Origin of the sequence: Pseudomonas sp. SW-3 (genome assembly GCF_016615645.1) — a bacterium.
GTDB lineage: Bacteria > Pseudomonadota > Gammaproteobacteria > Pseudomonadales > Pseudomonadaceae > Aquipseudomonas > Aquipseudomonas mandelii.
The window spans coordinates 3,596,840-3,621,830 of the sequence record NZ_CP067098.1 but is presented as its reverse complement, the minus strand read 5'-3'; the positions used below and the strand labels follow the sequence as shown (position 1 = coordinate 3,621,830).

General features: G+C 58.5%; 20 protein-coding genes and 1 tRNA gene. 7 read left to right on the top strand and 14 right to left on the bottom strand.

The window, feature by feature from the left end; genetic code table 11:
• Positions 1-44 precede the first annotated feature (44 nt).
• The 10 genes from hbdH to JIO00_RS16100 form a co-directional block, all read right to left on the bottom strand.
• Positions 45-818, bottom strand: coding sequence for a 3-hydroxybutyrate dehydrogenase (hbdH, locus tag JIO00_RS16145; RefSeq protein WP_010460859.1), 774 nt, complete (start codon positions 816-818; stop codon positions 45-47).
• Positions 819-825: 7 nt separating this feature from the next.
• Positions 826-2,217: a GntP family permease gene (locus JIO00_RS16140; RefSeq protein WP_200666281.1), complete on the bottom strand. Its 1,392-nt coding sequence runs from the start codon at positions 2,215-2,217 to the stop codon at positions 826-828.
• A gap of 299 nt (positions 2,218-2,516) precedes the next feature.
• Complete coding sequence (locus tag JIO00_RS16135; protein ID WP_169857651.1) at positions 2,517-3,932, bottom strand: sigma-54 interaction domain-containing protein; 1,416 nt, start codon at positions 3,930-3,932, stop codon at positions 2,517-2,519.
• Between the two features lie 170 nt (positions 3,933-4,102).
• Positions 4,103-5,677: an ABC transporter ATP-binding protein gene (locus JIO00_RS16130; RefSeq protein ID WP_083376592.1), complete on the bottom strand. Its 1,575-nt coding sequence runs from the start codon at positions 5,675-5,677 to the stop codon at positions 4,103-4,105.
• Between the two features lie 14 nt (positions 5,678-5,691).
• Positions 5,692-6,714: an ABC transporter permease gene (locus JIO00_RS16125; RefSeq protein ID WP_010460851.1), complete on the bottom strand. Its 1,023-nt coding sequence runs from the start codon at positions 6,712-6,714 to the stop codon at positions 5,692-5,694.
• Entirely contained in the window at positions 6,714-7,775 is a 1,062-nt protein-coding gene (locus JIO00_RS16120; RefSeq protein WP_010460849.1) for a microcin C ABC transporter permease YejB, read from the bottom strand. Before JIO00_RS16120 ends, JIO00_RS16125 begins: the two co-directional genes overlap by 1 nt.
• The gene (locus JIO00_RS16115) at positions 7,775-9,643 is read right to left on the bottom strand and encodes an extracellular solute-binding protein (RefSeq protein ID WP_010460848.1); all 1,869 of its coding nucleotides are present in this window, start codon (positions 9,641-9,643) and stop codon (positions 7,775-7,777) included. The genes JIO00_RS16120 and JIO00_RS16115 overlap by 1 nt, the downstream gene beginning before the upstream one ends.
• Positions 9,644-9,778: 135 nt before the next feature.
• Entirely contained in the window at positions 9,779-10,060 is a 282-nt protein-coding gene (locus JIO00_RS16110; protein WP_007912303.1) for a peptidylprolyl isomerase, read from the bottom strand.
• An 82-nt stretch (positions 10,061-10,142) separates the two neighbouring features.
• On the bottom strand, positions 10,143-11,024 hold the full coding sequence (locus JIO00_RS16105; RefSeq protein WP_083376594.1) for an esterase/lipase family protein: 882 nt from the start codon (positions 11,022-11,024) through the stop codon (positions 10,143-10,145).
• 289 nt (positions 11,025-11,313) lie between these two features.
• A complete protein-coding gene (locus tag JIO00_RS16100) occupies positions 11,314-12,402 on the bottom strand; it encodes a 3-deoxy-7-phosphoheptulonate synthase (protein ID WP_200666279.1) in 1,089 nt (362 codons plus the stop codon).
• Between the two features lie 661 nt (positions 12,403-13,063).
• Here JIO00_RS16100 and JIO00_RS16095 point away from each other — a divergent pair.
• The 5 genes from JIO00_RS16095 (at position 13,064) to JIO00_RS16075 (ending at position 16,834) form a co-directional block, all read left to right on the top strand.
• Complete coding sequence (locus JIO00_RS16095) at positions 13,064-13,507, top strand: GNAT family N-acetyltransferase (RefSeq protein WP_010460839.1); 444 nt, start codon at positions 13,064-13,066, stop codon at positions 13,505-13,507.
• 127 nt (positions 13,508-13,634) lie between these two features.
• Positions 13,635-14,276, top strand: a complete 642-nt coding sequence (gene gacA, locus JIO00_RS16090; RefSeq protein WP_008015884.1) for a response regulator transcription factor GacA — start codon at positions 13,635-13,637, stop codon at positions 14,274-14,276.
• Between the two features lie 2 nt (positions 14,277-14,278).
• A complete protein-coding gene (gene uvrC / locus JIO00_RS16085; RefSeq protein ID WP_010460831.1) occupies positions 14,279-16,102 on the top strand; it encodes an excinuclease ABC subunit UvrC in 1,824 nt (607 codons plus the stop codon).
• 32 nt (positions 16,103-16,134) lie between these two features.
• The gene (pgsA, locus tag JIO00_RS16080) at positions 16,135-16,695 is read left to right on the top strand and encodes a CDP-diacylglycerol--glycerol-3-phosphate 3-phosphatidyltransferase (RefSeq protein ID WP_010460829.1); all 561 of its coding nucleotides are present in this window, start codon (positions 16,135-16,137) and stop codon (positions 16,693-16,695) included.
• A gap of 63 nt (positions 16,696-16,758) precedes the next feature.
• Positions 16,759-16,834: transfer RNA gene (locus tag JIO00_RS16075), tRNA-Gly, on the top strand.
• Between the two features lie 476 nt (positions 16,835-17,310).
• On the opposite strand, the gene JIO00_RS16070 is transcribed toward JIO00_RS16075, so the two are convergent.
• A complete protein-coding gene (locus JIO00_RS16070; RefSeq protein WP_010460826.1) occupies positions 17,311-18,180 on the bottom strand; it encodes an NmrA family NAD(P)-binding protein in 870 nt (289 codons plus the stop codon).
• A gap of 114 nt (positions 18,181-18,294) precedes the next feature.
• Here JIO00_RS16070 and JIO00_RS16065 point away from each other — a divergent pair, with 114 nt between their 5' ends.
• A complete protein-coding gene (locus JIO00_RS16065; protein ID WP_169857653.1) occupies positions 18,295-19,215 on the top strand; it encodes a LysR family transcriptional regulator in 921 nt (306 codons plus the stop codon).
• Positions 19,216-19,245: 30 nt separating this feature from the next.
• On the opposite strand, the gene JIO00_RS16060 is transcribed toward JIO00_RS16065, so the two are convergent.
• Positions 19,246-21,069 carry an NAD(P)/FAD-dependent oxidoreductase gene (locus JIO00_RS16060; protein ID WP_169857654.1) on the bottom strand — a complete coding sequence of 608 codons (1,824 nt, stop codon included), beginning with the start codon at positions 21,067-21,069 and terminating at the stop codon, positions 19,246-19,248.
• A gap of 243 nt (positions 21,070-21,312) precedes the next feature.
• Here JIO00_RS16060 and JIO00_RS16055 point away from each other — a divergent pair, with 243 nt between their 5' ends.
• The gene (locus JIO00_RS16055) at positions 21,313-23,202 is read left to right on the top strand and encodes a sigma-54-dependent Fis family transcriptional regulator (protein ID WP_200666277.1); all 1,890 of its coding nucleotides are present in this window, start codon (positions 21,313-21,315) and stop codon (positions 23,200-23,202) included.
• A gap of 161 nt (positions 23,203-23,363) precedes the next feature.
• Here JIO00_RS16055 and JIO00_RS29840 read toward each other — a convergent pair whose 3' ends face one another.
• Together JIO00_RS29840 and JIO00_RS16050 are read right to left on the bottom strand one after the other, a co-directional pair.
• Positions 23,364-23,684, bottom strand: coding sequence for a hypothetical protein (locus JIO00_RS29840; protein WP_077747713.1), 321 nt, complete (start codon positions 23,682-23,684; stop codon positions 23,364-23,366).
• A 116-nt stretch (positions 23,685-23,800) separates the two neighbouring features.
• Positions 23,801-24,769 carry an EamA family transporter gene (locus JIO00_RS16050; RefSeq protein ID WP_200666275.1) on the bottom strand — a complete coding sequence of 323 codons (969 nt, stop codon included), beginning with the start codon at positions 24,767-24,769 and terminating at the stop codon, positions 23,801-23,803.
• Positions 24,770-24,991: the final 222 nt, after the last annotated feature.

Genomic DNA, 24,991 nt, shown 5'->3' with positions numbered 1-24,991 from the left:
GCGAGGCTTGCCCGCGAAGAACGATAACGCGGTTTACTGCCGAATTACTGCGCCAACCACCCACCATCAATATTCCACGCCGCGCCGCGCACCTGGCTTCCGGCCTCACTGCACAAGAACAACACCAGTTCGCCCAATTGCGGCGGGGTGACGAATTCCAGCGACGGCTGCTTCTCCGCGAGCAAATCATGCTGCGCCTGTTGCGGCTCGATCCCGGTCGCTATGCGAGCATCAATCTGCTTCTGCACCAGCGGCGTCAATACCCAGCCCGGGCAAATGGCGTTGCAGGTCACATTGGTCGTTGCCGTTTCCAGCCCGACGACCTTGGTCAAGCCGATCACGCCATGTTTGGCCGCGACATAGGCGGCTTTACCCACCGAGCCCACCTGGCCATGCACCGAGGCAATGTTGATGATCCGCCCCCAACCTTTGGTGCGCATGCCCGGCAGGCTCAAGCGGGTGCTGTGAAACACCGACGACAGGTTGATCGCAATGATCGAGTCCCAACGTTCCACGGGAAAGTCTTCTACCGCCGCTACGTGCTGGATACCGGCGTTGTTCACCAGGATGTCGACGCCGCCGAACTCACGCTCGGCATAAGCAATCATGTCGGCAATCTGCACCGGGTCGCTGACGTCGGCCGGGTGATGGCCGACCTTGCCACCGAATTGCTCGACCTCGGCAATCACCTTGGACGCATCGCCGAAACCGTTGAGAATCAGATTGGCGCCAGCCTTGGCCAGGCTCAGGGCAATGCCCAGGCCGATGCCGCTGGTGGAACCGGTGACCAGTGCAGTCTTGCCCGAAAGAGTCGTCATGAATACCTCACACAATGCCAGTGGCGTAGAAAGTACCGATCACCACAAAAACCGCCAGGGTCTTGATCAGCGTAATACAGAAAATATCTTTGTAGGCTTCACGGTGGGTCAGGCCGGTGACCGCCAGCAGGGTAATCACTGCGCCGTTGTGCGGCAGGGTGTCCATGCCACCACTGGCCATCGCAGCCACTCGGTGCAGCACTTCCAACGGAATGTTGGCAGCGTGGGCCGCAGCGATGAAGTCATTGGCCATGGCCGCCAGCGCAATGCTCATGCCGCCCGACGCCGAACCGGTGATACCGGCGAGCAGGGTTACGGTAATCGCTTCGTTGACCAACGGGTTGGGAATGCTCTTGAGCCAGTCGGCCAATACCAGGAAGCCCGGCAAGGAGGCGATCACCGCACCAAAACCGTACTCCGACGCGGTGTTCATCGCCGCCAGCAATGAACCGCTGACTGCACTTCGACTGCCCTCGGCCAACTTGCCGCGAATCGCCTGGAAGCCGAACACCAGCACCATGATGATGCCGACCAGCAAGGCCGCTTGCACTGCCCAGATCGCCGTGAGCTTGGCGATTTCGGTGGTGACCGGCGCGGCCATGCCCGGCAGTGCGAGGCTGTGGGTCTTGCCATACCACTGCGGAATCCACTGGGTAAACAGCAGGTTCATGATGCCGACTGCCAGCAACGGCGACAGGGCAATCCATGGATTCGGCAGTTTGATGTTGGCCGCGGTTTCCGGCTCGTTGCGCAGTTCGGTGCCATAACCTTCACCGGCGGCCTGCGCCTTGTTGCGCTGGCGTTGGAGAAACAGCATGCCGGCGCAGACTACGAAGATCGCGCCGATTACACCCAGCCACGGCGCCGCCCACGCGGTGGTGTTGAAGAAGGTGCTGGGGATGATGTTCTGGATCTGCGGGGTGCCGGGCAGGGCGTCCATGGTGAACGAAAACGCGCCGAGGGCGATGGTCGCCGGGATCAAGCGCTTGGGGATGTTGCTCTGGCGGAACATTTCAGCGGCAAACGGGTAGACCGCGAACACCACCACAAACAGCGACACGCCGCCGTAAGTCAGCAGGGCGCAGACCAACACGATCACCAACATCGCCTGACGTGTACCGAGCAACCGAATCGCTGCCGCGACGATGGAGCGTGAGAATCCCGACAGCTCGATCAGCTTGCCGAACACCGCGCCGAGCAGGAACACCGGGAAATACAGTTTGATGAAACCGACCATTTTCTCCATGAACACCCCGGTGAAGGCAGGGGCGACGGCGGAAGGGTCGGTGAGCAAGACGGCGCCGAGGGCGGCAATCGGGGCGAAGAGAATAACGCTGTAGCCACGGTAAGCAGCCAGCATCAGCAGCGCGAGGGCTGCCAAGGCAATGATCACACTCATGGTGTGTCTCCTGGATTGTTATTTTTGTAGGGTGGGACTTTTGTGGGAGAGGGCTTTAGCGAGATTCGTGCCATTTGTTTAAGGTATTGAAATATAAGGATATTTAACTATTTTATAAGGTGATTCTGAATGATTTGTCTCTTATTCGAGATTTTTTTGCGGCTGTGAGAGTGCCTTCGCGGGCAAGCCTCGCTCCTGCATGATTTGCGGTCGTCCGCACAAACAAGAGCGCCTTGGTCCCGTAGGAGCGAGGCTTGCCCGCGAAGAGGCCCTGTCTACCAATAGAGATCAATGTCTCTTTATGGAGACTCGGCAATCCCTAGCGCCACCATCTTCTTATACAAAGTCGACCGACCCAGCCCCAACCGCGCCGCCGCTTCAATCACCTTGCCCCCGCATTGTGCCAGGGCAGATTCAATCAATTGCCGGTCAAACCGCTCCCGCGCCTCACTGAACGTCTCATGCGCAACGGCCTCAACGACCCTCGGCGCCACACGCGTCACCGGTGTGAACGTCCCGATTGCCGCGCGGATGTCCCCTGCATTCAGCACCAGGTCATCACTGAGCAGCGCCGCGCGTTCCAGCACGTTGCGCAGCTCACGGATATTGCCCGGCCAGGCGTGATGCGCCAGCAGGTCCAAGGCTTCGGTGTTCAGCTCATGCTGGCTGCGAAGTTCCTCAAGGATCGCTTCACTGAGCGCTGGCAAGTCATCAAGACGATCGCGCAGAGGCGGCACGTTGATCGGCAGCACGTTGAGCCGGTAATACAAATCGGCGCGAAATTCGCCGCGCTTGATCGCCGCTTCCAGGTCCGTGGAGGTCGCTGCGATCACTCGCACATCACTCTGGATCACTTCATTGGAACCGACCGGCTCGAATTCCTTTTCCTGCAAAACGCGCAGCAACTTGCTTTGCAGCGGCAGCGGCATGTCGCCGATTTCATCGAGAAACAGCGTGCCGCCCTGGGCGATCTGCAACTTGCCGGCCCGGCCCTTGCGATCGGCGCCAGTGAAGGCGCCCGGCGCGGTGCCAAAGAATTCGGCTTCGAGCAAAGACTCGGGAATCGCTGCGCTGTTGATGCTGACGAAGGCTTTGTGCGCGCGGGGTGAAGCGCCGTGGATCGCCTGGGCCAGCAGCTCCTTGCCGGTGCCGGTTTCGCCGAGCAACAGCACCGGTGACTCGGCACTGGCACTGCGCCGGGCGCGGCGTTTGACTTCCAGGCTGGCGGCGCTGGTCCCGATAAAGTGGGCGAAGTTGTATTTGGTCTGGCGCGACCGCAGCAACGAGCGGGTAGAGGCCAGTTCTTCCTGCATGCTCAGGTAGCGTTTGAGCATCGGAGACAGGCTGTGCAATTCGTCGAACAGCGCAAAACCAATGGCGCCGATGACGGCGCCCGCGTCGTCGTGGATCGGCAAGCGCATGACCACCAGGGGTTCTTTCGGCGTGTCCTGCATATCCAGCAAAATCGGGCGACCGGTGCGAACCACCTCACGTAACAAGCTGCCCGGTATCACGCTTTCGCACGCTTTGCCGATGGCCACTTCGGCTGATTCCAGGCCGAAGCGGCGGGCATAGCGCTCGTTCATCCAGACGATATTCGCGTCGCGGTCGACAATCACCGTGCCCTCGCTGGATTGCTCGATGATCTCGAACAGCGAACGGATCGCCAGCAGGCGAACGCGCTGGTAGTCCTTGAGGCTTTCGGTGGTGTTCATGGGTTTCATGTCCAGAATGTGTGTTGTCTTGGCGGGCCTCTTCGCGGGCAAGCCTCGCTCCTGCAGGATTTGTGTCGAGCCACAAATTCAACGATAACCACAAAACCTGTGGGAGCGAGGCTTGCCCGCGAAGGCCGCGACGCGGTTCATCGATGTGGACGCGATTATGCCTACCGCGTATGCGCCGCCGCCAACAGCTCTTTGGTGTACGGATGCTGCGGCGAATCGAATACGTCGTGGCTGGCACCGCTTTCCACCACTTTGCCGTCCTTGATCACGATCATGTCGTGGGCCAGGGCGCGTACCACCGCCAGATCATGACTGATGAACAGGTAGGTCAGGCCGTGTTTTTCCTGAAGTTGGCGGAGCAGGGCGACCACTTGTTTCTGCACGGTGCGATCCAGTGCCGAGGTCGGTTCATCGAGCAGAATCAGCGCCGGTTTCAGCACCAGCGCCCGGGCAATGGCGATGCGCTGACGCTGGCCACCGGAGAACTCGTGGGGATAGCGATCACGGCTTTGCGGGTCGAGGCCGACTTCTTCCAGTGCACGAATCACTTCGGCTTTGCATTCATCAGCGGTCAATTGGCTATGCACTTCAAGCCCTTCGCTGATGATCTGCGCCACGGACATGCGTGGACTGAGACTGCCGAAGGGGTCCTGGAACACCACCTGCATCTTCTTGCGCCATGGCCGCAACTGCTTTTGCGTCAGACCGTCCAGTGCCTCGCCCTGAAAGCGAATGCTGCCTTCGGAATCGAGCAAACGCAGAATCGCCTGGCCCAGGGTCGATTTGCCCGAACCGGACTCGCCCACGATGCCCAGGGTCTTGCCACGCTGAATGTTGAGGCTGATGCCGTCCACCGCGTTCAGATACGTCTTGCGCTGGAACAAGCCGCCACCAAGGGCAAACTGCACGCGCAGGTTGTCCACTTCCAGAACGTTCTCGCGCTCGTCCCGGGGCAGGGCTTCGCCTTCCGGTTCGGCGTTCAGCAGCACGCAACTGTAGGGATGTTTCGGTTCGGTGAAGATCGTTTCGCAGGTGGCCTCTTCGACGATTTCCCCGGCCTTCATCACGCACACACGCTGAGCGATGCTGCGCACCAGATTGAGGTCGTGGCTGATCAACAGCAGCGACATGCCGAGACGCTGTTGCAGGGACTTGAGCAGAATCAGAATCTTGCGCTGCACTGTCACGTCCAGCGCCGTGGTGGGTTCGTCGGCGATCAGCAACTGCGGCTCGCACGCCAGGGCCATGGCGATCATTACCCGTTGCCGCTGGCCACCGGACAGCTGATGGGGATAGGCCTTGAGCCGCTCTTTGGGTTTCTGGATGCCGACCAGTTGCAGCAACTCCAGAATCCGCGCTTGCGCCGCGTTGCCCGTCAGGCCCTTGTGCACCAGCAGGGTTTCGCCGATCTGCTTTTCGATGCTGTGCAACGGGTTGAGCGAGGTCATCGGTTCCTGGAAGATCATCGCGATCCGGTTGCCGCGTAGCTCACGCAACACCTGGGGCGGGGCCCCGAGCAACTCCTTGCCGCGATAGCGAATGCTGCCCGTGGTCCGGGTGCCGGTCTCGGGCAGCAGTTGCAGGATCGAGTGGGCGGTCACCGATTTGCCGGAGCCCGATTCGCCGACCAATGCCAGGCATTCGCCGGGATGGATGTCCAGGCACAGATTGCGCACCACCGTCTGGCCATTGAAGGCCACGCTGAGGTCACGGATTTCGATCAGGTTGGTACTCATATCTACAGTCCGCGTCAGGATCGGGGATCAAAGGCATCGCGCAACGCCTCGCCGATAAACACCAATAAGGAAAGAATCAGCGCCAGGGTGAAAAACGCCGTCAGCCCCAGCCACGGCGCTTGCAGGTTCTGCTTGCCTTGCCCGATCAGCTCGCCCAGCGATGCGCTGCCGGCCGGCATGCCGAAGCCGAGAAAATCCAGGGCCGTGAGGGTGGAGATGGCGCCGGTGAGAATGAACGGCAGGTAGCTCAAGGTCGCGTTCATGGCGTTGGGCAGGATATGCCGGACAATCACTTTTCGATCCGTGAGGCCCAGCGCCCGGGCGGCTTTGACGTATTCCAGATTGCGACCGCGCAGGAACTCGGCGCGCACCACGTCGACCAGCGCCAGCCAGGAAAACAGCGCCATGATCCCCAGCAGCCACCAGAAATTCGGTTCGACGAACCCCGAAAGAATGATCAGCAAGTACAGCACTGGCAGACCGGACCAGACCTCCAGCAAGCGTTGACCCAGCAGGTCGACCCAGCCGCCGTAATAGCCTTGCAAAGCGCCGGCGGCGATGCCGATCAAGGCACTGACGAAGGTCAGCATCAACGCAAACAGGATCGACACCCGTGCGCCGAAAATCACCCGGGCCATGACGTCCCGGGACTGGTCGTCGGTGCCCAGCCAGTTGACGCTGGAGGGCGGGCTCGGCGCCGGTGTATTGAGTTCATAGTTGGGCGTGTCATCGCTGAACGGGATCGGCGGGAACAGCATCCAGCCGCCGTCCTTGTGAATCAGCTTTTGCACGTAGTCGCTGCGATAGTCAGCCTGGAATGGCAGTTGCCCGCCGAACTCCTGCTCGGTGTGGCGCTTGAATACCGGGAAGTACCACTGGCCCTGATAACTGACCACCAGCGGTTTGTCGTTGGCGATCAACTCACCGCCCAAGGTCAGCAGAAACAGGCCAATGAACAGCCACAGCGACCACCAGCCCCGACGGTTTTTCTTGAAGCGTTCAAAGCGGCGACGGCCTAACGGCGAGAGCTTGAACATCAGGCGTTCCTCGCGGCAAAGTCGATACGCGGGTCGACCAGGGTGTAGCAGAGGTCGCCGATCAGTTTTATCAAAAGCCCGAACAGAGTGAAGATAAACAGCGAGCCGAACACCACCGGATAGTCCCGCGACACGGCAGCCTCATAGCTCATGCGCCCCAGGCCATCGAGGGAGAAAATCACTTCGATCAGCAGCGACCCGGCGAAGAACACGCTGATGAACGCCTGGGGAATCCCCGACACCACCAGCAACATCGCATTGCGGAACACATGGCCGTACAGCACGCGTCGTTCGCTCAAGCCTTTGGCCCGTGCGGTGACCACATACTGGCGCGTGATTTCATTGAGGAACGAGTTCTTGGTGAGGATCGTCAGCGTGGCGAAACCGCCGATCACCAACGCCGTCACCGGCAGCACCAAGTGCCAGAAATAGTCCGCGATCTTGCCCACGGTCGACAGCGATTCGAAGTTGTCCGACACCAGTCCGCGCACCGGGAACCAGTTCAGAGAGGTGCCACCGGCGAAGACCACGATCAGGAACATCGCGAACAGGAACGCCGGCATCGCGTAACCGATGATGATTGCCGTGCTGCTCCAGATGTCGAAATGGCTGCCATGATGCACGGCCTTGCGGATGCCCAGCGGGATCGACACCAGGTACGTGATCAGCGTCGCCCATAGCCCGAGGGAAATGGTCACCGGCATTTTTTCCAGGATCAGGTCGGTGACGGTGGCGCCGCGGAAGAAGCTCTTGCCAAAGTCCAGGCGCGCGTAGCTGGTGAGCATCAGCCACAGGCGTTCGTGTGCGGGCTTGTCGAAGCCGTACTGCTTTTCGATGTCCTTGATCAATTGCGGGTCGAGACCGCGACTGGCCCGGGAGGTGCCGGACATGGTCTCCCCGGAGCCGCCGCCGACACTGGCGCCACCGATGCCTTGCAAGTGCGCGATGGCCTGCTCCACCGGACCGCCCGGTGCAGCCTGGACGATGACGAAGTTGACCAGAAGAATGATCACCAGCGTCGGGATGATCAGCAGCAGACGCCGCAGTATGTAAGCCCACATCAATGCGGCCCTCCGGGTGTGCCACGGCGGATTTTTTCCGCCGTCATCTGCTGGTTGGTCAGCGGCGTGGTGCTCACTTCCCACCAGCTTTCGATGGCTTCGTCATTACTGGCCTGCTCGTTGGGCATGCCGAACCGGTTCCACCACACCGTTGAAGTGCCCGGCGGGTAATAGTTGGGAATCCAGTAGTAGTTCCATTGCAGCACCCGGTCCAGTGCGTGGGCGTAACGCAGCATTTCGGGCTGGGTGTTGGCGCGGACCAGGCCGTTGATCAGGGTGTCGACCGCCGGGTTCTTCAGCACCATGTAGTTGTTGGCGCCGGGGTCGTTGGCCGAGACCGAGCCGAAGTAGTTGAACAGCTCGCCACCCGGTGAAGTGGTGACCGGGTAGCCGGTGACGATCATGTCGTAATCGCGGCTCATCAGGCGATTCACATACTGGGACGCGTCGATGCGGCGGATGTTCAGGTCGATGCCGATCTGTTTCAAGGTGCGCTTGTATGGCAGGAGCAATCGGTCCATGCCGTTTTGGCTGACCAGAAAAGTGAAACTCAGTGGCGTGCCATCGGCGTTGACCAGTTGGTCGCCGTCGGGTTTCCAGCCGGCCTGCTCGAGCAAGTCCAGCGCTTGCAATTGTTTGTCGCGAATCAGACCGCTGCCATCGGTTTTCGGCGCTTCGAAGACCTGGGTGAAGACTTCGTCGGGAATCTGCCCACGCAGCGGTTCGAGAATGGCCAGCTCTCCGGCGTCCGGCAGTTTGCGGGCGGCGAGGTCGGTGTTGGAAAAGAAGCTTTGCTGGCGGATGTACAGGTCGCGCATCATCTGCCGATTGCTCCACTCGAAATCCCAGAGCATGGCCAGGGCCTGGCGCACTCGTCGGTCCTGGAATATCGGTTTTTGCAGGTTGAAGACAAAACCCTGGGCCGATTGCGGAGCTTCTGTGGCCAGATGCGCTTTTTGCAGGCGACCGTCGCTCAGGGCCGGGCTTTCGTAGCCGATGGAGTAACCGGTCGCGGAGAATTCGCGGTTGTAGTCATAGGCGCCGCCACGCAGGACCTGGCGGGCGACGTCGGTATCGCCGAAGTACTCGATGCTGAAATGATCGAAGTTGTAGAGGCCGCGGCTGACCGGCAAATCCTTGCCCCACCAGGTGGCATTGCGCTCGAAGGTGATGCTGCGGCCGGAGTCGACCTTGCCCACCTTATAAGGGCCGCTGCCCAATGGCGCCTCATAACCACCGCCATTGGCGAAGTCACGGGTCTTCCACCAGTGTTCGGGAAATACCGGCAACGTGGCGATGTCGAGGGGCAGGGTACGGTTTTCGTTGCTTTTGAAGTCGAACCGGACCGTTAGCGGCGCTTCGACTTCGACGCCTTTGACGTCGGCGAACTGGGTGCGATAGCGCAGGCTGCCCTGGGTCATCAGCAGGTCGAAGGTGTAGCGCACGTCCTGGGCGGTGATCGGTGTGCCGTCGGCGAAACGCGCCTTCGGATTCAAATAGAAGCGCAGCGACATACCGTCGTCGGAGCGCTCCATTTTCTGTGCCACCAGACCGTACACGGTATAGGGTTCGTCCAGCGAACGCTGGGCCAGGGGCGAGTAGAGCAAGCCGTCGATCTGCGTGACGCCAATGCCTTTGTCGATGTACGGCAATATATGGTCGAAATGCCCGATCTCGATGGCCGAGCGACGCATCGTGCCGCCCTTGGGGGCTTGCGGGTTGGCGTAGGCGAAATGACTGAAGCCGGCGGGGTACTTCGCCGGTTCGCCGTACACGGTCAACGCATGTTGCGGTGCAGCATTCACACCGACGGCACTCAACAGCAGGGCCATGGCAGTGAACAACAAAGTGGGGAAAGCCAGTCGCATTGTCAGCCTTAGAGCCGGGTGGTCGATAACCGCAATTTGTACGCTAGCGGCGCGTCCCTCGCCAGCCGTATTACGTATCCGAAACACAACGGCCCGCCAAAAGGCGGGCCGCTGTGCAGAATATCAGAGTGCTGATCAGTCCTGACGGCTGGTCACTTCCAGCAGGTGGTAACCGAACTGGGTCTTGACCGGGCCTTGCACCACGTTGATAGGTGCGCTGAAGACGACGGTGTCGAATTCCTTGACCATCTGTCCTGGACCGAACGAGCCGAGGTCGCCGCCCTGGCGGCTGGATGGGCAAGTGGAGTTGGCTTTGGCAACTTCGGCGAAATCAGCGCCGCCTTCGATCTGGGCCTTGAGTTCGTTGCACTTGTCTTCCGAGCTAACCAGGATGTGACGGGCAGTGGCTTTAGCCATGGAAAATTCTCCTTTCAATGTTCAGTAAAGTGCGGAGCCTACCGGATTCAGTGGCCTATTTCTCGACAAAGTTCCGGACAGATTATAGGCCGGCATTTCTCAGGCGCTCGGCATGCTGCACATACAAGGCAATCGGATCGATGCCCTTGCGCAGCGGGCCGGCGGTTTGACAGAGGCTGTCCAGATGATCCAGCGGATAGTCGGAACGGATGACTTTGCCTAAATGGGAGCTGTAGCGGCCCACCATGCCGTCATTTTGCTCTGCCTCGGTGGTGAAGTAGCGAGAGAAGGCCTGGAGGAAACCGTGCAGCGGACTGACCGCCCCCAGCCCTTTATCGAGAAGGTCACCCTGCAATGTGCCGCTCCAGGAGTAATAACGCACGCCGTTCACCAGTTCGCGCCCCTTGCCGCCCCAGGTTTTCGGCAGTCCTTGCGGGTATTTGTCGTTGAACGCGCCCACACCTTCGGTGGTCAAGGCGTTGAGCGCGGCGATGGCGTTCTGCGGCAAACGCTGATGACCGCTGAGCAACGACAGAAAATCAGCAAACAGCGTGGCAACCGTGGCCGCGACGTGTTCCGGCAGGCGTCCCGGTGTGAGGGCCTTGCGCAGGAAATCGGCCAGTTCCGAGCCGTGGTTCGGGCCGCTGACCGAAGTCACCGACGCGACGATCTCCGGCGCGATGGCGGCGGCGTAACGTGCTGCGAGGGCACCCTGACTGTGACCGATCAGGTTGACCTGGTGGGCGCCGGTTCCTTCCAGCACCCGTTCGATCTGTGCCAACAGTTGGTCACCGCGCACTTCGTTGCTTTGGGTAGCCGAGAGGTGGGGGATGAACACTCTTGCACCGGCACTTCTGAGGGCCTGCTTGACGTCATGGAAGAGTTCGACTTTGCCAATGCGATCAAAGCCGAAGAGGCCGTGGATCAACAGGATTGGATACTGAGTAGTTGCATTCCGTAGCATGTTCATTCCTTTTTCGCGATGGTTCAGAGAGGTGAATATGGGCTCACTCTAAAGCACACCAGCGGCTCGGCGATGTATGAGGAATCCGCTGTAAGTTGATGAAAAAGGTATAGAAAACGTAGGAAAGTTCGAAAGAGCCTGAGGTCCCGTTCGGAATATTTGGACATCTTTTTGTCGCTCGCCGAGCGCATCAATGCAACGGCCTACTGTGTCAACGCCGTTTACCTGTCAACCGATTCGCTTTTCAGACGCCCAGCCCTCGAATCGAGGGCTGGAAGGTCGGCGGTGGTTATGCCGGTCGCTGAACGCCGTTCTGTGCCCGCAGCCGGTCGACGGCCTGTCGCAACAGGTGTTCCGTTCCGGTCCAGCCGAGGCAGCCATCAGTCACCGATACGCCGTAGCGGAGCGATGGGCTCAAGGGCTGGCAGCCTTCGAACAAATGGCTCTCGATCATCATGCCGATCAGCGATTGATCGCCTTGCAGGCGTTGCTCAAGCACATCGTTGAATACGGCGGGCTGACGAGCCGGGTCTTTGCCGCTGTTGGCGTGGCTGCAGTCGACCATGATCCGTGCGGGGATCTTGAGTCGGGTCAAGTCGCTGTTCACTTGGGCGACGCTGTCGCGATCGTAGTTCGGCCCGCGATGACCGCCGCGCAACACCAGATGGGTATCGGGATTGCCCGGGGTTTGAATGATCGCAGGATGCCCCTGGCTGTCGATACCGAAATGACGATGCGGGTGGGCGGCCGAACGCATGGCATCGCTGGCAACGGCCACGCCGCCATCGGTGCCGTTCTTGAATCCGACGGGCATGCTCAGGCCGCTGGCCATTTCCCGGTGGATTTGCGACTCGGTGGTGCGGGCACCGATGGCGACCCAGCTCAGCAGATCGTCGAAGTAGCCGGCCGCCATCGGTTGCAACAGTTCGGTGGCAATTGGCAAGCCGAGGCGCAGCATCTCGCGCATCAGTTCACGGGACAGGGTCAAGCCGCCGGCCATGTCATCGCTGCCGTCAAGCTGCGGGTCGTAGGCCAGGCCTTTCCAGCCGACCGTGGTGCGAGGCTTTTCGACGTAGGCGCGCATTACCAGCAACAGCTGGTCGCTGACTTCGGCGGCGAGGCGAGCGAGGTTGGTGGCGTATTCGAGGGCGGACTGGGGATCGTGAATCGAGCAAGGGCCGACGATGACCAGCAGACGGGAATCTTCACCGTTGAGGATCGCGCGGACCGCGTCGCGGTGGGCGGCGACTTGCCGGGTCAGGGCGTTGTTGAGGGGCAGTTGCTGCTTGAGTTGCAACGAGCTGGGCAGACGCAGGGTCAGCGCTTCATTGGCGGGACTCAAGGTGGACAGCGGCAGAGCAGAGACGGACGAGTTCATATTCAGGCTTCCTGGGCTGGCGGCGGGTTCGTTCCCGCGCGCTCGGCCCTACTGGGGTGTTCGACAATTGGCCGGATTGGCTGCGTGTGTGTGCTTGCCACCTGTGGGTGACCGATCGGAGGCGGCAGGCTGTCCCGAGCGGAGGCTGCTAAATCGCCAGGCGGAAAAACTGTCGTAACGGTAATAAGTGGCGTAGTTCATTTCGTAAATCCTCTGGTTGTCTGGTGTGTCGCAAAAAAATCAGGGGCTGAAAAAACAAAACCCCCGGTCGGGAAGCCGACCGGGGGTTGAGAATTCTCTGGTGGCGACCCGTTTAAAGTGGGCGCCGTGTGGGTATCAGGCGCGCCAGTGGCTAAACCAATACCCAAAATAAAAGCTGACCGGAGCACAAACGTCAGTCGCCCGGGCAGCCGTAACCGAGCGCGAGGCGCTGGCGGTACGAAGCGGTAAGAGGGCGTTGAACATGGTCTGTCTCCGATGAATGCCCCGAGCTTACTAGAGGCCGGTGCGCGGTTTCAATCAGAAAATGCTATCGATGACCGATCACCTTTTCTATCGCTTGAGTGGTCGAGGTTTGTGACACACTTTGGGCGTCACTCACGAGTGATGTCACAAGGGCGAACCATGACGACACTGATCGTTGGCACCTGCGGAGGTTTTAATGGCTTTTGACTGGCGCCCGGCAACATCCGGCGACCTTGATTTCGCTCGCGAACTGACCTGTCGCAACATGCTCCGCTATTACATTCAAAATGACCTGCTCTGGCAGGACGAGGCGTTCGATGTCGCCTGGGCCGGGCGCGAGAACTGGTTGATTGTCCGGGACGATGTCTTGCTGGGTTATGTGAGCCTCAGTCGCGACTCCAGGGCTTTGTATATCCGCGAATTGCACGTGCTGGAAGCGTTTCAGGGGCAGGGTGCCGGTTCCTGGGCGATCGATCAGGTATTGGCCATGGCGTGCAAGGAACGGCGTCCAGCATTACGCCTGACAGTTTTTGAAACGAATCCGGCCAAAGCGCTGTACGAGAGAAAAGGACTGAAGGTAGCCGGCCAAGACGAGTGTTTCCTGAGAATGCAGCGTGATCTCGATGAGCTGTATCGCTGAAACACGCTAGCGACAAGCCTTTCAAGATGTATTGAAACTTTTTATATAGCGCTTGCCGCTAGGTCTGCCAGTCGCTTTTTGCTAAGGTGTCCGGCAACCCAATAAGACCATATCGCGAGGTGTCTGCTTGATTAGGGTGCTAGTAGTCGATGACCATGATCTCGTTCGTACAGGCATTACACGAATGCTGGCTGACATCGATGGCCTGCAAGTAGTCGGCCAGGCTGAGTCGGGGGAGGAATCCCTGCTTAAAGCGCGTGAGTTGAAACCCGATGTGGTGCTGATGGACGTCAAGATGCCCGGGATCGGCGGTCTTGAAGCCACGCGCAAGTTATTGCGCAGTCATCCGGACATCAAAGTCGTCGCGGTCACCGTGTGCGAGGAAGATCCATTTCCTACGCGGCTGCTGCAGGCCGGTGCCGCCGGTTATCTGACCAAGGGCGCCGGGTTGCCGGAAATGGTCCAGGCCATTCGCCTGGTGTTTGCCGGGCAACGCTACATCAGCCCGCAGATTGCGCAGCAACTGGCGATCAAATCCTTTCAGCCCACCAACGATTCGCCCTTCGACGCGCTGTCGGAACGCGAGATCCAGATCGCATTGATGATTGTCGGCTGTCAGAAAGTCCAGATCATTTCCGACAAGCTCTGCCTGTCGCCCAAAACGGTCAACACTTACCGTTACCGCATTTTCGAGAAGCTCTCGATCAGCAGTGATGTCGAGCTGACGCTGTTGGCGGTGCGTCACGGCATGGTCGATGCCAGCCTCTGAAAATGACCGAAGTCTTTGATCCAGGCGCTTTTCTGTCGACCGTCAGTGGGCGCCCCGGCGTCTACCGCATGTTCGACAGCGATGCTCGCCTTCTGTATGTCGGCAAAGCCAAGAACCTGAAAAATCGCCTGTCGAGCTACTTCCGCAAATCCGGTCTCGCGCCCAAGACGGCGGCGCTGGTCGCCCGTATCGCCCAGGTCGAAACCACCATCACGGCCAACGAAACGGAAGCCTTGCTGCTTGAGCAGACGCTGATCAAGGAGTGGCGTCCGCCGTATAACATCCTGCTGCGCGATGACAAATCCTACCCTTACGTCTTTCTTTCGGATGGTCAGTTTCCTCGTCTGAGCATTCATCGCGGTGCGAAAAAGGCCAAGGGCAAGTATTTCGGTCCGTATCCCAGCGCGGGCGCGATTCGCGAAAGCTTGAGCTTGCTGCAAAAAACGTTTTTTGTTCGCCAGTGCGAAGACAGCTATTACAAGAACCGCACGCGCCCTTGTCTGCAATACCAGATCAAGCGCTGCAAGGCCCCGTGTGTCGGGCTGGTAGAGCCCGAAGTGTATGCCGAGGACGTTCGCCACTCAGTGATGTTCCTTGAAGGCCGCAGCAATGCGCTGACCGACGAGTTGTCCGCGGGCATGGAAGAGGCGGCGATCAACCTCGAGTTCGAGCGCGCCGCCGAGTTGCGTGACCAGATTTCGCTGCTGCGTCGAGTCCAGGATCAGCAAAGCATGGAAGGCGGAACCGGCGATATCGATGTGATCGCTGCGTTCGTCAATCCGGGCGGTGCCTGTGTTCACCTGATCAGCGTGCGCGGTGGGCGGGTGTTGGGCAGCAAGAACTTCTTCCCTCAGGTCGGCATCGACGAGGACGTTTCCGAGGTCATGGCTGCCTTTCTCGGCCAGTACTTCATTACCAGTCCTGAGCGCGACCTGCCGAGCGAACTGATCGTCAACGTGGTTCACGAAGACTTTCCGACCCTCATTGCGGCCATTGAAGAGCTGCGCGGTCGCGAGTTGACCATCAGCCATCGGGTACGGGGTACGCGAGCACGCTGGCAACAATTGGCGGTCACCAATGCCGAGCAGGCGTTGGGCGCGAGGCTGGCCAACCGTCAACACGTCGCCGCGCGTTTCGATGCCCTGGCAGAAGTCTTGAACCTGGACGAGCCGCCACAGCGCCTGGAGTGCTACGACATCAGCCACTCCAGCGGCGAAGCCACCGTGGCGTCGTGCGTGGTGTTCGGTCCGGAAGGCCCGATCAAGTCCGACTATCGTCGTTACAACATCGAAGGCGTCACCCCGGGCGACGACTATGCGGCCATGCACCAGGCCCTGACCCGACGCTTCAGTAAACTGAAGGACGGGGAGGGCAAGTTGCCGGACATTCTGCTGGTTGACGGCGGCAAGGGTCAGCTGTCGATGGCCCGCGACGTGCTCAATGAGCTGGCGGTGCCTGATCTGATTCTGCTGGGCGTGGCCAAGGGGGCGACGCGCAAGGCCGGTTTTGAAACCCTGTACCTCAACGACGCAGCTCACGAATTTACCTTGCGCGGTGATTCCCCCGCGCTGCATCTGATTCAACAGATACGCGATGAAGCCCACCGTTTCGCCATTACCGGGCACCGGGCCCGCCGTGGTAAAACCCGGCGCACCTCGACACTTGAGGGCGTTGCAGGCGTCGGACCGACACGCCGCCGAGATTTGTTAAAACATTTTGGTGGATTGCAGGAGCTGTCTCGTGCCAGCATCGAAGAGATCGCCAAAGCACCCGGGATCAGTAAAAAGCTCGCAGAGTTGATTTATGCAAATCTGCACAGCGAGTAGAATGCCACCTCACCTCGTAGCCAGTTGTGCCGATGAATATCCCTAATCTGATTACCGTTCTACGCGTCCTGCTCATCCCGATCTTCATTTTACTGTTCTACCTGCCGTACCAATGGAGCTACATGGCCTCCGCTTCGGTCTTCGCATTTGCCGCCGCCACAGACTGGCTGGACGGTTATCTGGCCCGTCGTCTGGAGCAAAGCACACCATTCGGGGCGTTCCTTGACCCCGTGGCTGACAAGCTGATGGTGGCCGTTGCGCTGGTGTTGCTGGTGCAAGAACACGGCAACCTGTGGCTCACGCTGCCGGCGGCCGTCATCATCGGTCGCGAAATTGTCGTCTCGGCACTTCGCGAGTGGATGGCCGAACTCGGTGCACGGGCTCACGTTGCCGTGTCGAACCTGGGCAAATGGAAAACCGCCGCGCAAATGCTGGCGCTGGTGATCCTGCTGGCCAATCCATCGGACTTTACCTTCTGGGTCTTGATCGGTTATGCCTTGCTGCTGGTATCTGCCGGACTGACATTGTGGTCCATGGTCCAATACCTGCGGGCTGCCTGGCCGCATCTGAAGACCGACGTGGAAAAGAAATAAAACTTTTTTGAATCAAAGGGTTGACGGGGCTTCTGGATTCTATAGAATGCGCCACACCAAGACGCGGGAATAGCTCAGTTGGTAGAGCACGACCTTGCCAAGGTCGGGGTCGCGAGTTCGAGTCTCGTTTCCCGCTCCAGATGTTGTTTTGCAGAGCTCCATTGAGCTCTGCAAATCTAGAAAATAGAGGCTTCGGCCTCTTTTTTCGTTCCGGCGAATTCTACCGAAATCTACCTGCAGCCACGAATTTTAAGTACATCAATGAGTACATTGAAATCCGCGCTTTGCTGATAGCCGTTTCCAGATAGATGACGCATTTCCGGACCCGTACATCTCTCACTCTTTTTAGCCTTTTTAAGCGGACGCCCATTCCACAAGAATGCCGTCCCTATTTCGAGTCCTTCAAGGTCCAGGTCATTGCCAATATGTGGTGTCGCAGGAGCGCCAGCGGTTTGGGGATTGTATGCCTCCAGGCTTTCCGAACCTGATCACAGCCTGCTTTGCCGGAGTCTTGCCGGCGTACAGAAAATGGTTAGGTGCAGAAAGTGGGGTTAAACGGCTTGGCGTTTCTCCAGCGGTTGCTACAAGAGATTGGGCTTGGGGAAGTGGCTTTACTTAAAGTTTGAAGACTTCCTTTAGCATCCCTTCCAAATGTTTTGGCTTACGGCCCAACAGTTTTTCAAGCGTACGACTGCTCTGGTCAAAAGCGCCATTATCGATGGCGTTACCCCAGCCGCTGATGAATTTCGCGACCGCAGTTGGCCAGCCTTCACTTTCCCGAGCTGCAATGAATGCTTCAGCGGAAATTGGCTGGTACTCAATGGGCATGCCCGTCAATCGAGAAAACCCGTCTGCGACATCTTGGAATGACCACGTCTGTCCTGCATTTAGCAAGCAGGTGCGGTTCTCGTACCCAGTCTGGGTGAGCAAGGCAGCACCTGCTTCTGCAAGCTCTGCGTAGGTGACTGGCCCAATTCGACCTTGGCCTGCTGGGACGCTGAAGCCTTCATTTGCCGCATTGGCACCGATGAAGAAGGGCAAGTCGTCGGCGTATAACGGATGTTGAATAATCGTGTACGTGAGGCCCGACTTTTCAAGAAGTCGCTCGGTAGCAATATCGCTCTCCGTCACCCCTTCAATAGGTGCCAGCTCATCGTTGATCCGTTGAATACTGGTGTAAACCACATGGCGAACACCCGCCCGGCCGGCAGCAACGATCACGTTTGTATGGTGGGCAACACGATCACTGAACGCAACGGCTGATACCAGGTAGATTTTTTCAACTCCTTCGAATGCCGCCACCAACGAATCGTAGTCGGTGTAATCCCCGTAGCGCACTTCTATGCCTAAGGCAGCCAGAGGCTCAGCCTTTTCAGTATCACGTGCCATTGCCACAACATTTGATGCCGGGATTTTTTGTACCAGTGAACGCAAGACTGCATTGCCCAATCTGCCTGTCGCGCCAGTAACTAGAATTTTTGTCATGAGTCTTTGCTTTCCAATCGTAATGATCCGGTAGGCACAATCATGACCAAAGCATCAGGGATAAATTAGTCTCCAATCGGTAGAATCACCTTCAACCAAAAGTTGGAGATGACCATGGAAACCCTCGGCAATCTGGAATCGTTCGTTCGCGCCGCGGAGGCCAGCAGCTTTTCCGAAGCAGCCAGGCGTATGGGGATTTCCGCTGCTGCCGTGAGTAAGAATGTGGCACGGCTCGAAGCCAATTTAGGCACCCGACTCTTCCAGCGCAGCACAAGAAGCCTGACCCTCACTGAGGCAGGAGAATTGTTCTACCAGCAAGTCTCGGGCAGCGTCGAAACCATCCAAGGTGCTATCGCGCAAATAGGTGATGCCCGAGAAGTCCCGGCAGGGCGATTACGGGTCAATTTGTCTCCGTCTTTCGCTTACGATTATGTCCTGCCACTACTCAAAAGTTTCAAACAGCGTTACCCCGAGGTAGTTCCGGACTGGCACTTGGAAATCCGTCGCGTCGATTTGATTGGTGAAGGTTTTGATGTGGCCATTGGTGGCGGTATTGAATTATCTCCGGGAATCGTAGCGAGAGAGTTGGCCAAACTTCATCTTGTCGCTGTTGCAGCTCCGCAGTGGTTGGAGGGGCGGACAATGCCCGTTGTTCCTGGCGATTTGCAGGGGGTGGATGGCATCGTAATGCGTTCGACCAGCACAGGGCGTTTGCTCAACTGGACACTTCGGGATGCTGGAGAAGGGCGGTTTGATGTCAACCTGAAACCGACGGCCATAATGAACGATCCAGAAGCATTGTGTAGCTGTGCATTGATGGGGTTGGGTGTCGGGCTGGTACCGATGGAGCGCGCGTGGCCTTGGTTGCAACGCGGTGATCTAGTTCGTTTGTTACCGGATTGGTATGTGGATCTAGGTGTCGTTTCGGTGTACTTCTCGTCCCGAAAAGCTTTGCCGGCCAAAACACGAGTGTTCTTGGATTTTCTGCTGGAGCATTTTCAAGGATCGCTCAGCCAGCGTTTCCGTGCCGATTGAGCGCCCAACCTCGGTTGGGCGCCTTCTGACTCAGCCAGTGTGATGACTCTTTGCAAGGCCGTAGATGGATGTGTCGAAGCCTTCGAAGCGCGCCTTTAACTGCAACGCCAGATACAGCGAATAATGCCGTGACTGGTGTAGGTTGCCACCGTGGAACCAGAGGTTTTCCTGCTGTGTGGGCTTCCACATGTTGCGCAATTCGCCCTCATACGGACCAGGATCATTCGTGGTTCCAGACCCCAGTCCCCAGCAACGGCCGACCTTGTCAGCGACTTCCTGGGAAATCAGCTTCGCCGCCCACCCATTCATTGAGCCATAGCCCGTGGCGTAGACGATCAGATCTGCAGGTAGGCGGCTGCCATCGTTGAGGACGACGGCATCTGCTTCGATGCGTTCGACACCCAGGCCTGGCGCGCTTTTGAGCTTGATCGTGCCGTTAGCGATGAGTTCGCAGGCGCCGACGTCGATGTAGTAACCAGAACCACGGCGGACGTACTTCATGAAAAGGCCAGATTCGTCATCACCGAAATCGAGCATGAAGCCGGCCTTGGTCAAACCCTCGTAGAAGTCCTTGTCACGCTCCTTGATCGCTTCAAAGATCGGTTGATGAAAGCTTGGCATTACCTTGTAGGGGATCGAGGCGAACAGCATGTCGGCCTTGTCGGTGGTCAAGCCTGTCTCCAGGGCGTCTTCAGAGTAGAGCCCGCCGAAGACCAGCTCCATCAAGCTGTCGGAGCGTACGATGTGGGTGCTGGAGCGCTGCACCATGGTCACCTCGACACCGTTCTCCACCAAGTCGGCGCAGATATCGTGAGCAGAGTTGTTGGCACCGATGACAACCGCGCGCTTGCCGCGCCAGGCGTCCCCGCCTGGGTGGCGGCTGGAATGGTGCTGCTGGCCATTGAAAATCTCAGCACCCGGGTAAACAGGAACGTTGGGGACGCCAGACATGCCAGTGGCGAGGATCAACTGGGTGGGCTGTAAAGTCACACGCTCGCCATCGCGCTGCACTTCAACCTTCCAGGTGCCACTTTGCTCGTCAAAGTTGGCACTCACGCATTCGGTACGCGGCCAATAATTGAGCTCCATGACTTTGGTGTACATTTCCAGCCAGTCTCCAATCTGGTCTTTTGGGGTGAAGACTGGCCAGTGATCGGGGAAGGGCAGGTAAGGCATATGGTCGTACCAGACAGGGTCGTGCAGGCACAGCGACTTGTAGCGACCGCGCCACTGATCTCCAGGACGCTCGGCTTTGTCGACGATCAGAGTTGGCACGCCCATTCGCTTGAGCCGCGCAGCGAGCCCCAGCCCACCTTGGCCGCCACCAACGATCAGGCAGTAAGGTTGGGTGGTAATGCCTAGCGAAGCTTCTTCATCTTGGCGACGCTCTAACCAGTTGCGTTTGTCGGCGTGGGTGTGACCATGACTTGCACCCATTGGACGACGGCGGCCACTGGGTTCTTCAAAGCCTTTGAGCTCGCGCATGGCTGTCAACAGCGTCCAGCACACACCGTCTTTTAGGCGAACGTAGCCTTTACCTCGCGCCGCTTCGGTTTCCAGGCTGATCCAACCTTCGAGCACACCGTCATTCAGCGTCGCTTCACCTTCCAGTTTCCATCGCTCAGGACGAGTCTGGTCGAGGCGTGCTTCGAGCATGTCTCGGATGGCAGGCTTGCCTTCGAGGGTCACCAGGTTCCAGCTGAAAAGTAGCAGGTCACGCCAGTGACACTCTTCGGCAAACAGTTCCAGTACGCCGTCCACATCACGTTGGGCGAGACGCTCGCCGAGGTTTTCGACCCAAGCCGCGAGTTGAGCAGTTGGCGTGTGCAGAGGTGTTTCAACAGCGATGTTCATGGGGCTTCTCCGATCTTGTTGTTTTTGTACAACTTGCCCCTGAGCAAGGCTCGGGCCACCTTCGCGAAAGCCCCATTGCAGAGCGGCTGCTGCGGTGTTGCTCAGGCTTGGATTCGCAGATCTGTCACGATTCTGAAAATGGTGGATGACAGAGTGTCACTCGGTGCAAAAAGCGCTGGTTGCGATCTTTTCATATAAGCTGCGAACAGACCCGTGTCCTAACCGTAACGGAGAACAAGAATAATGAAGCCGGCCTTGATCAACGCCCATGCACAACAAGTGCTGCAAGCCGTGCAGGGTACTCACGCCACCCATGGCCCTATTGCTGACTTGGCCATCACACGATCCTGGCGCCGGTGCCTGGATCAATATCAGCTCGATCCTGCCAGTCGCCGCGCACCTAACGTGGTTGAGCATCCACGCTTGCAGGATCACCGCGCGCCACTGGAACACATCATCGCTGTGGCTCACTGGCAGATGAGCAACTTGCACCAACAGCTCGGACGTGATGGCCACGTGGTGCTACTCACCGACGCTCGCGGTGTGGCGATCGACAGCGTGTTCAATGACTCCGAACGAGCCGAATTGCAGCGTTCCGGACTGTGGCTCGGTTCGGTATGGAGCGAGGATTGTGAGGGAACCAACGGTGTCGGCACCTGCCTGGTCGAGCGACAGCATGTCACTATCCGTCGTGATCAACATTTCCGTGGCAAGCATGCCGGCTTAACCTGTTCGGCCAGCCCAATATTTGATGCGAGCGGAGAGTTGCTCGCCGTTCTTAACTTCTCTTCTGTGCGACAAGAACAAGGTCTTCAGCAGCACTTCAAAGCAATGGCATTGACCAACCTGACGGCCCATTTGATCGAGAGCTGTTATTTCCTGGGGCAGGATCCGCAGCGATACTTGCTGCGCTTCCACCCGGAGTCCGGCTACGTCGGGCTATTGGGGGAGGGGTTGCTCAGTTTCGACGAGAGCGCTTGTATCTGTTCAGTCAATCATGCGGCGCTCGAGCTGCTGGGCCTCAGCCGTGAGCAGGTGGTTGGGCAATCTCTGACGATGCTGTTGGAGACACCTCTCGATCAGGTGATGAGTCAGGCCAGCTCGCAGCCAAGTGTCTGCTGGCCAATGCGGCTGCTGGACGGACGCCAGCTCTACGGACAGTTGCGAGAACCCTTACGCCGAGTGCCTTCCGGCACTCCTGCAATCCCCAAAATTGACGACGGGCAAGTGTGTCTCGAAGATCCGCGCTTGCAACGCGGCTTTGCTCGCGCATTGCGTGTTTTGGAGCGTGACGTACCCGTGTTTTTACAAGGTGAAACCGGTACAGGCAAAGAAGCTTTTTCTGCTGCGCTGCATCGCGCCAGCTCCAGGGTTAGCCAGCCGTTTGTAGCGATCAATTGCGCGGCCATTCCAGAAACGCTGATCGAGAGCGAGCTGTTCGGCTATCACGGCGGCAGCTTTACTGGCGCACGCAAGGACGGAATGATCGGTAAGCTGGAGCAAGCCCATGGCGGCATTCTATTTCTCGATGAGATCGCCGATATGCCCCTGGCGTTGCAGACTCGCCTGCTGCGGGTGCTGGAGGAACGTCAGGTGGTGCCCCTAGGCGGCGCGACGGCACGTCCGCTCGATATTCGCCTTATCAGTGCCAGCCACCAGGATCTGCACACCTGTGTGGTCGAAGGGCGTTTTCGCGAAGACTTGTTTTATCGCATTGCCGGTTTCTCCGTGCAGCTCCCACCGTTACGTGAGCGTTCAGACAAGGGTCGTTTGCTCGACCTTCTACTGCGCGAAGAGACAAAAGATGCAAGGATTCGGCTCGAGGCCGGAGTTAGAGAGCGTTTGCTGACGCATCCTTGGCCGGGTAATGTCCGGCAGCTGCGTACGTGTCTGCGCACACTGATAGCGTTGTCGATGGAGGGACGTGTCACTCTGGATGACTTGGCGGAATTGCTACCGGCCGTTCCAGCCGTGTTAGCCGAAAACCCACTTGGAGTGTCCGAACGGCAGACACTGCTAACGTTGATTGAGGCGGAACATTGGCACATCGCTCATGTCGCCGCCCGCCTGGGGATCAGCCGTAATACGCTCTACCGCAAACTGCGCCAGCATGGTATTTCGCGCCCCGGTTGAATGCCGAACCGCTGTGTCTGACTGACGTCTTGAAGGATACCGGCCAAGTGATGTCGGTTTGAGCGGGCTACAACCCTGACCGGGGCGCCGATAGTCGTGTCGAAGGCGTGCTCAAATTGGCCACTGGCATCACCACTCAGATATTGACCTTGAACCGGCAGTTATTCGGCTTCATGAAGCGAGCTGAACCACTCCGCATACGGAGTATTCGTCACCCGGTACCTGTTGAGGTCAGGACTATCATCTTCCCACCAGACAGGGCCCCGTTCACCGAGCGCTACCTTGGCCTTTTGCACCTTTTCCCGAGCCAGCTTCGTTTGCGATGCGTCTCCCGAAGCCTTAGCTTTCTTCACCTCACGTCGAGCTGCCATGAGCTCATCTACGAGACTCTGCCGCACATCCTCCTTAAGCGATGGATTAGAACATCGCCACAGCTGCCCTTTGACAACAAAGTAACGACCGTCGGGTGTTACTGGGTTCATTCCACACCTCCGATCTTCCAAAGGGCGCTCGTTCAATGAAGTCACAATGGATGACTACCTAAGTTCTCGGGTAGGACGGCGGTTACGTTGTTTAACCCCAAGCAGTATCCCTGGTATTAGCACTGTGCCCGTGGCGCTTTGGCGTCAGCCTTGATAGCTGATGTGCGATACGTCAGCAAAACGATACAGGTGACCACAATCGCCCCACCCAGAACCTGCCCCGCATTGAGCATCTGATCCAGCACAATCCAGCCCATCAGCAACGTCGCCAGCGGCTCGATGTTCATTACCGGCGCATTGCGTGGCATGTCCAGCCGAGGCACCAAAATAAACAGTGCGATAAAACCCGTGCCGTACAGCACCACCAAGGTGGCAAGGGCCAACCATCCGGTTGACGTCGCGGGCAGATTTAGTCCGCCTGGAAGGGCGCCAGCCAACCCCGCAAGATTGACGCTGCCGAATACGATAAAAATGGTCAACAGACTGCGCACCGAACCACGTACCTGAGACAACTTGTGGTCAGTAATCCACAGCGCGCATGCGAATACGCTGGCGGCGCAGAACGCGAACACGACGCCCAGCAGCCATTCTTGGCTGACGTTGGTCGTGGTCGACACACGCCCGGGGACATCCAACACAAACACCAGCCCAACCAGAATCAAACCCATCAACGTAGCGGTGCGTGCAGTCGGTCTCGGGCCACCCACTACCCAGGTGAGCAACGCCAGCAAGATAGGAAACACGTTGGCCACCAGCAGCGCCAGCGCCACTGGGATCCGTGCTACAGCGGAGTACAGACACAGGCTCTGCACGGTAATCAGAAGGCCCAACAGCAACTGCCAGTGCCAGGTACCCGGCGGCGGACGCAGACTTTGTTTTTGCCACAGCACCAGGATGGCGAGCACCAGCAAGGTCCCGCCAGAACGCATCAAAATCGCCAACAACACACCCGCGCCATCGTCAAAAGCGACCCGTGCCGCCACATGGTTACCGGCGAACGCGCAGCCCATGCACAAAAGTATGATCACGGCGAGATGGCGGGGGAAGGGCGGCGGTATGGTTTGGGCATACGTAGGGCGGGGCATGGCAGGTCTCGAAGAGGATAGGCCGACTCAGGTGGCGGGGGCATTTTTATAATGTTGTCGTACAACTTGATTGATTTGTATCGTATTCGAGTAGGTCGGGCAAGAGGGGTTCGGGTGCTGGAGGCTCTGGTTTTACGTTGTAGGGGTAATTTTTGCTTCTTTGGTTAATCGATTGGAGATCGTATGACAAGGGGCGCAGGCCAGTTCCGACCATATTTTTGG

Bases quoted from the DNA above. Each gene is read 5' to 3' on its own strand.
- hbdH (WP_010460859.1), bottom strand. From the start codon at position 818: ATGACGACTCTTTCGGGCAAGACTGCACTGGTCACCGGTTCCACCAGC.
- JIO00_RS16140 (WP_200666281.1), bottom strand. From the start codon at position 2,217: ATGAGTGTGATCATTGCCTTGGCAGCCCTCGCGCTGCTGATGCTGGCT.
- JIO00_RS16135 (WP_169857651.1), bottom strand. From the start codon at position 3,932: ATGAACACCACCGAAAGCCTCAAGGACTACCAGCGCGTTCGCCTGCTG.
- JIO00_RS16130 (WP_083376592.1), bottom strand. From the start codon at position 5,677: ATGAGTACCAACCTGATCGAAATCCGTGACCTCAGCGTGGCCTTCAAT.
- JIO00_RS16125 (WP_010460851.1), bottom strand. From the start codon at position 6,714: ATGTTCAAGCTCTCGCCGTTAGGCCGTCGCCGCTTTGAACGCTTCAAG.
- JIO00_RS16120 (WP_010460849.1), bottom strand. From the start codon at position 7,775: ATGTGGGCTTACATACTGCGGCGTCTGCTGCTGATCATCCCGACGCTG.
- JIO00_RS16115 (WP_010460848.1), bottom strand. From the start codon at position 9,643: ATGCGACTGGCTTTCCCCACTTTGTTGTTCACTGCCATGGCCCTGCTG.
- JIO00_RS16110 (WP_007912303.1), bottom strand. From the start codon at position 10,060: ATGGCTAAAGCCACTGCCCGTCACATCCTGGTTAGCTCGGAAGACAAG.
- JIO00_RS16105 (WP_083376594.1), bottom strand. From the start codon at position 11,024: ATGCTACGGAATGCAACTACTCAGTATCCAATCCTGTTGATCCACGGC.
- JIO00_RS16100 (WP_200666279.1), bottom strand. From the start codon at position 12,402: ATGAACTCGTCCGTCTCTGCTCTGCCGCTGTCCACCTTGAGTCCCGCC.
- JIO00_RS16095 (WP_010460839.1), top strand. From the start codon at position 13,064: ATGGCTTTTGACTGGCGCCCGGCAACATCCGGCGACCTTGATTTCGCT.
- uvrC (WP_010460831.1), top strand. From the start codon at position 14,279: ATGACCGAAGTCTTTGATCCAGGCGCTTTTCTGTCGACCGTCAGTGGG.
- pgsA (WP_010460829.1), top strand. From the start codon at position 16,135: ATGAATATCCCTAATCTGATTACCGTTCTACGCGTCCTGCTCATCCCG.
- JIO00_RS16070 (WP_010460826.1), bottom strand. From the start codon at position 18,180: ATGACAAAAATTCTAGTTACTGGCGCGACAGGCAGATTGGGCAATGCA.
- JIO00_RS16065 (WP_169857653.1), top strand. From the start codon at position 18,295: ATGGAAACCCTCGGCAATCTGGAATCGTTCGTTCGCGCCGCGGAGGCC.
- JIO00_RS16060 (WP_169857654.1), bottom strand. From the start codon at position 21,069: ATGAACATCGCTGTTGAAACACCTCTGCACACGCCAACTGCTCAACTC.
- JIO00_RS16055 (WP_200666277.1), top strand. From the start codon at position 21,313: ATGAAGCCGGCCTTGATCAACGCCCATGCACAACAAGTGCTGCAAGCC.
- JIO00_RS29840 (WP_077747713.1), bottom strand. From the start codon at position 23,684: ATGAACCCAGTAACACCCGACGGTCGTTACTTTGTTGTCAAAGGGCAG.
- JIO00_RS16050 (WP_200666275.1), bottom strand. From the start codon at position 24,769: ATGCCCCGCCCTACGTATGCCCAAACCATACCGCCGCCCTTCCCCCGC.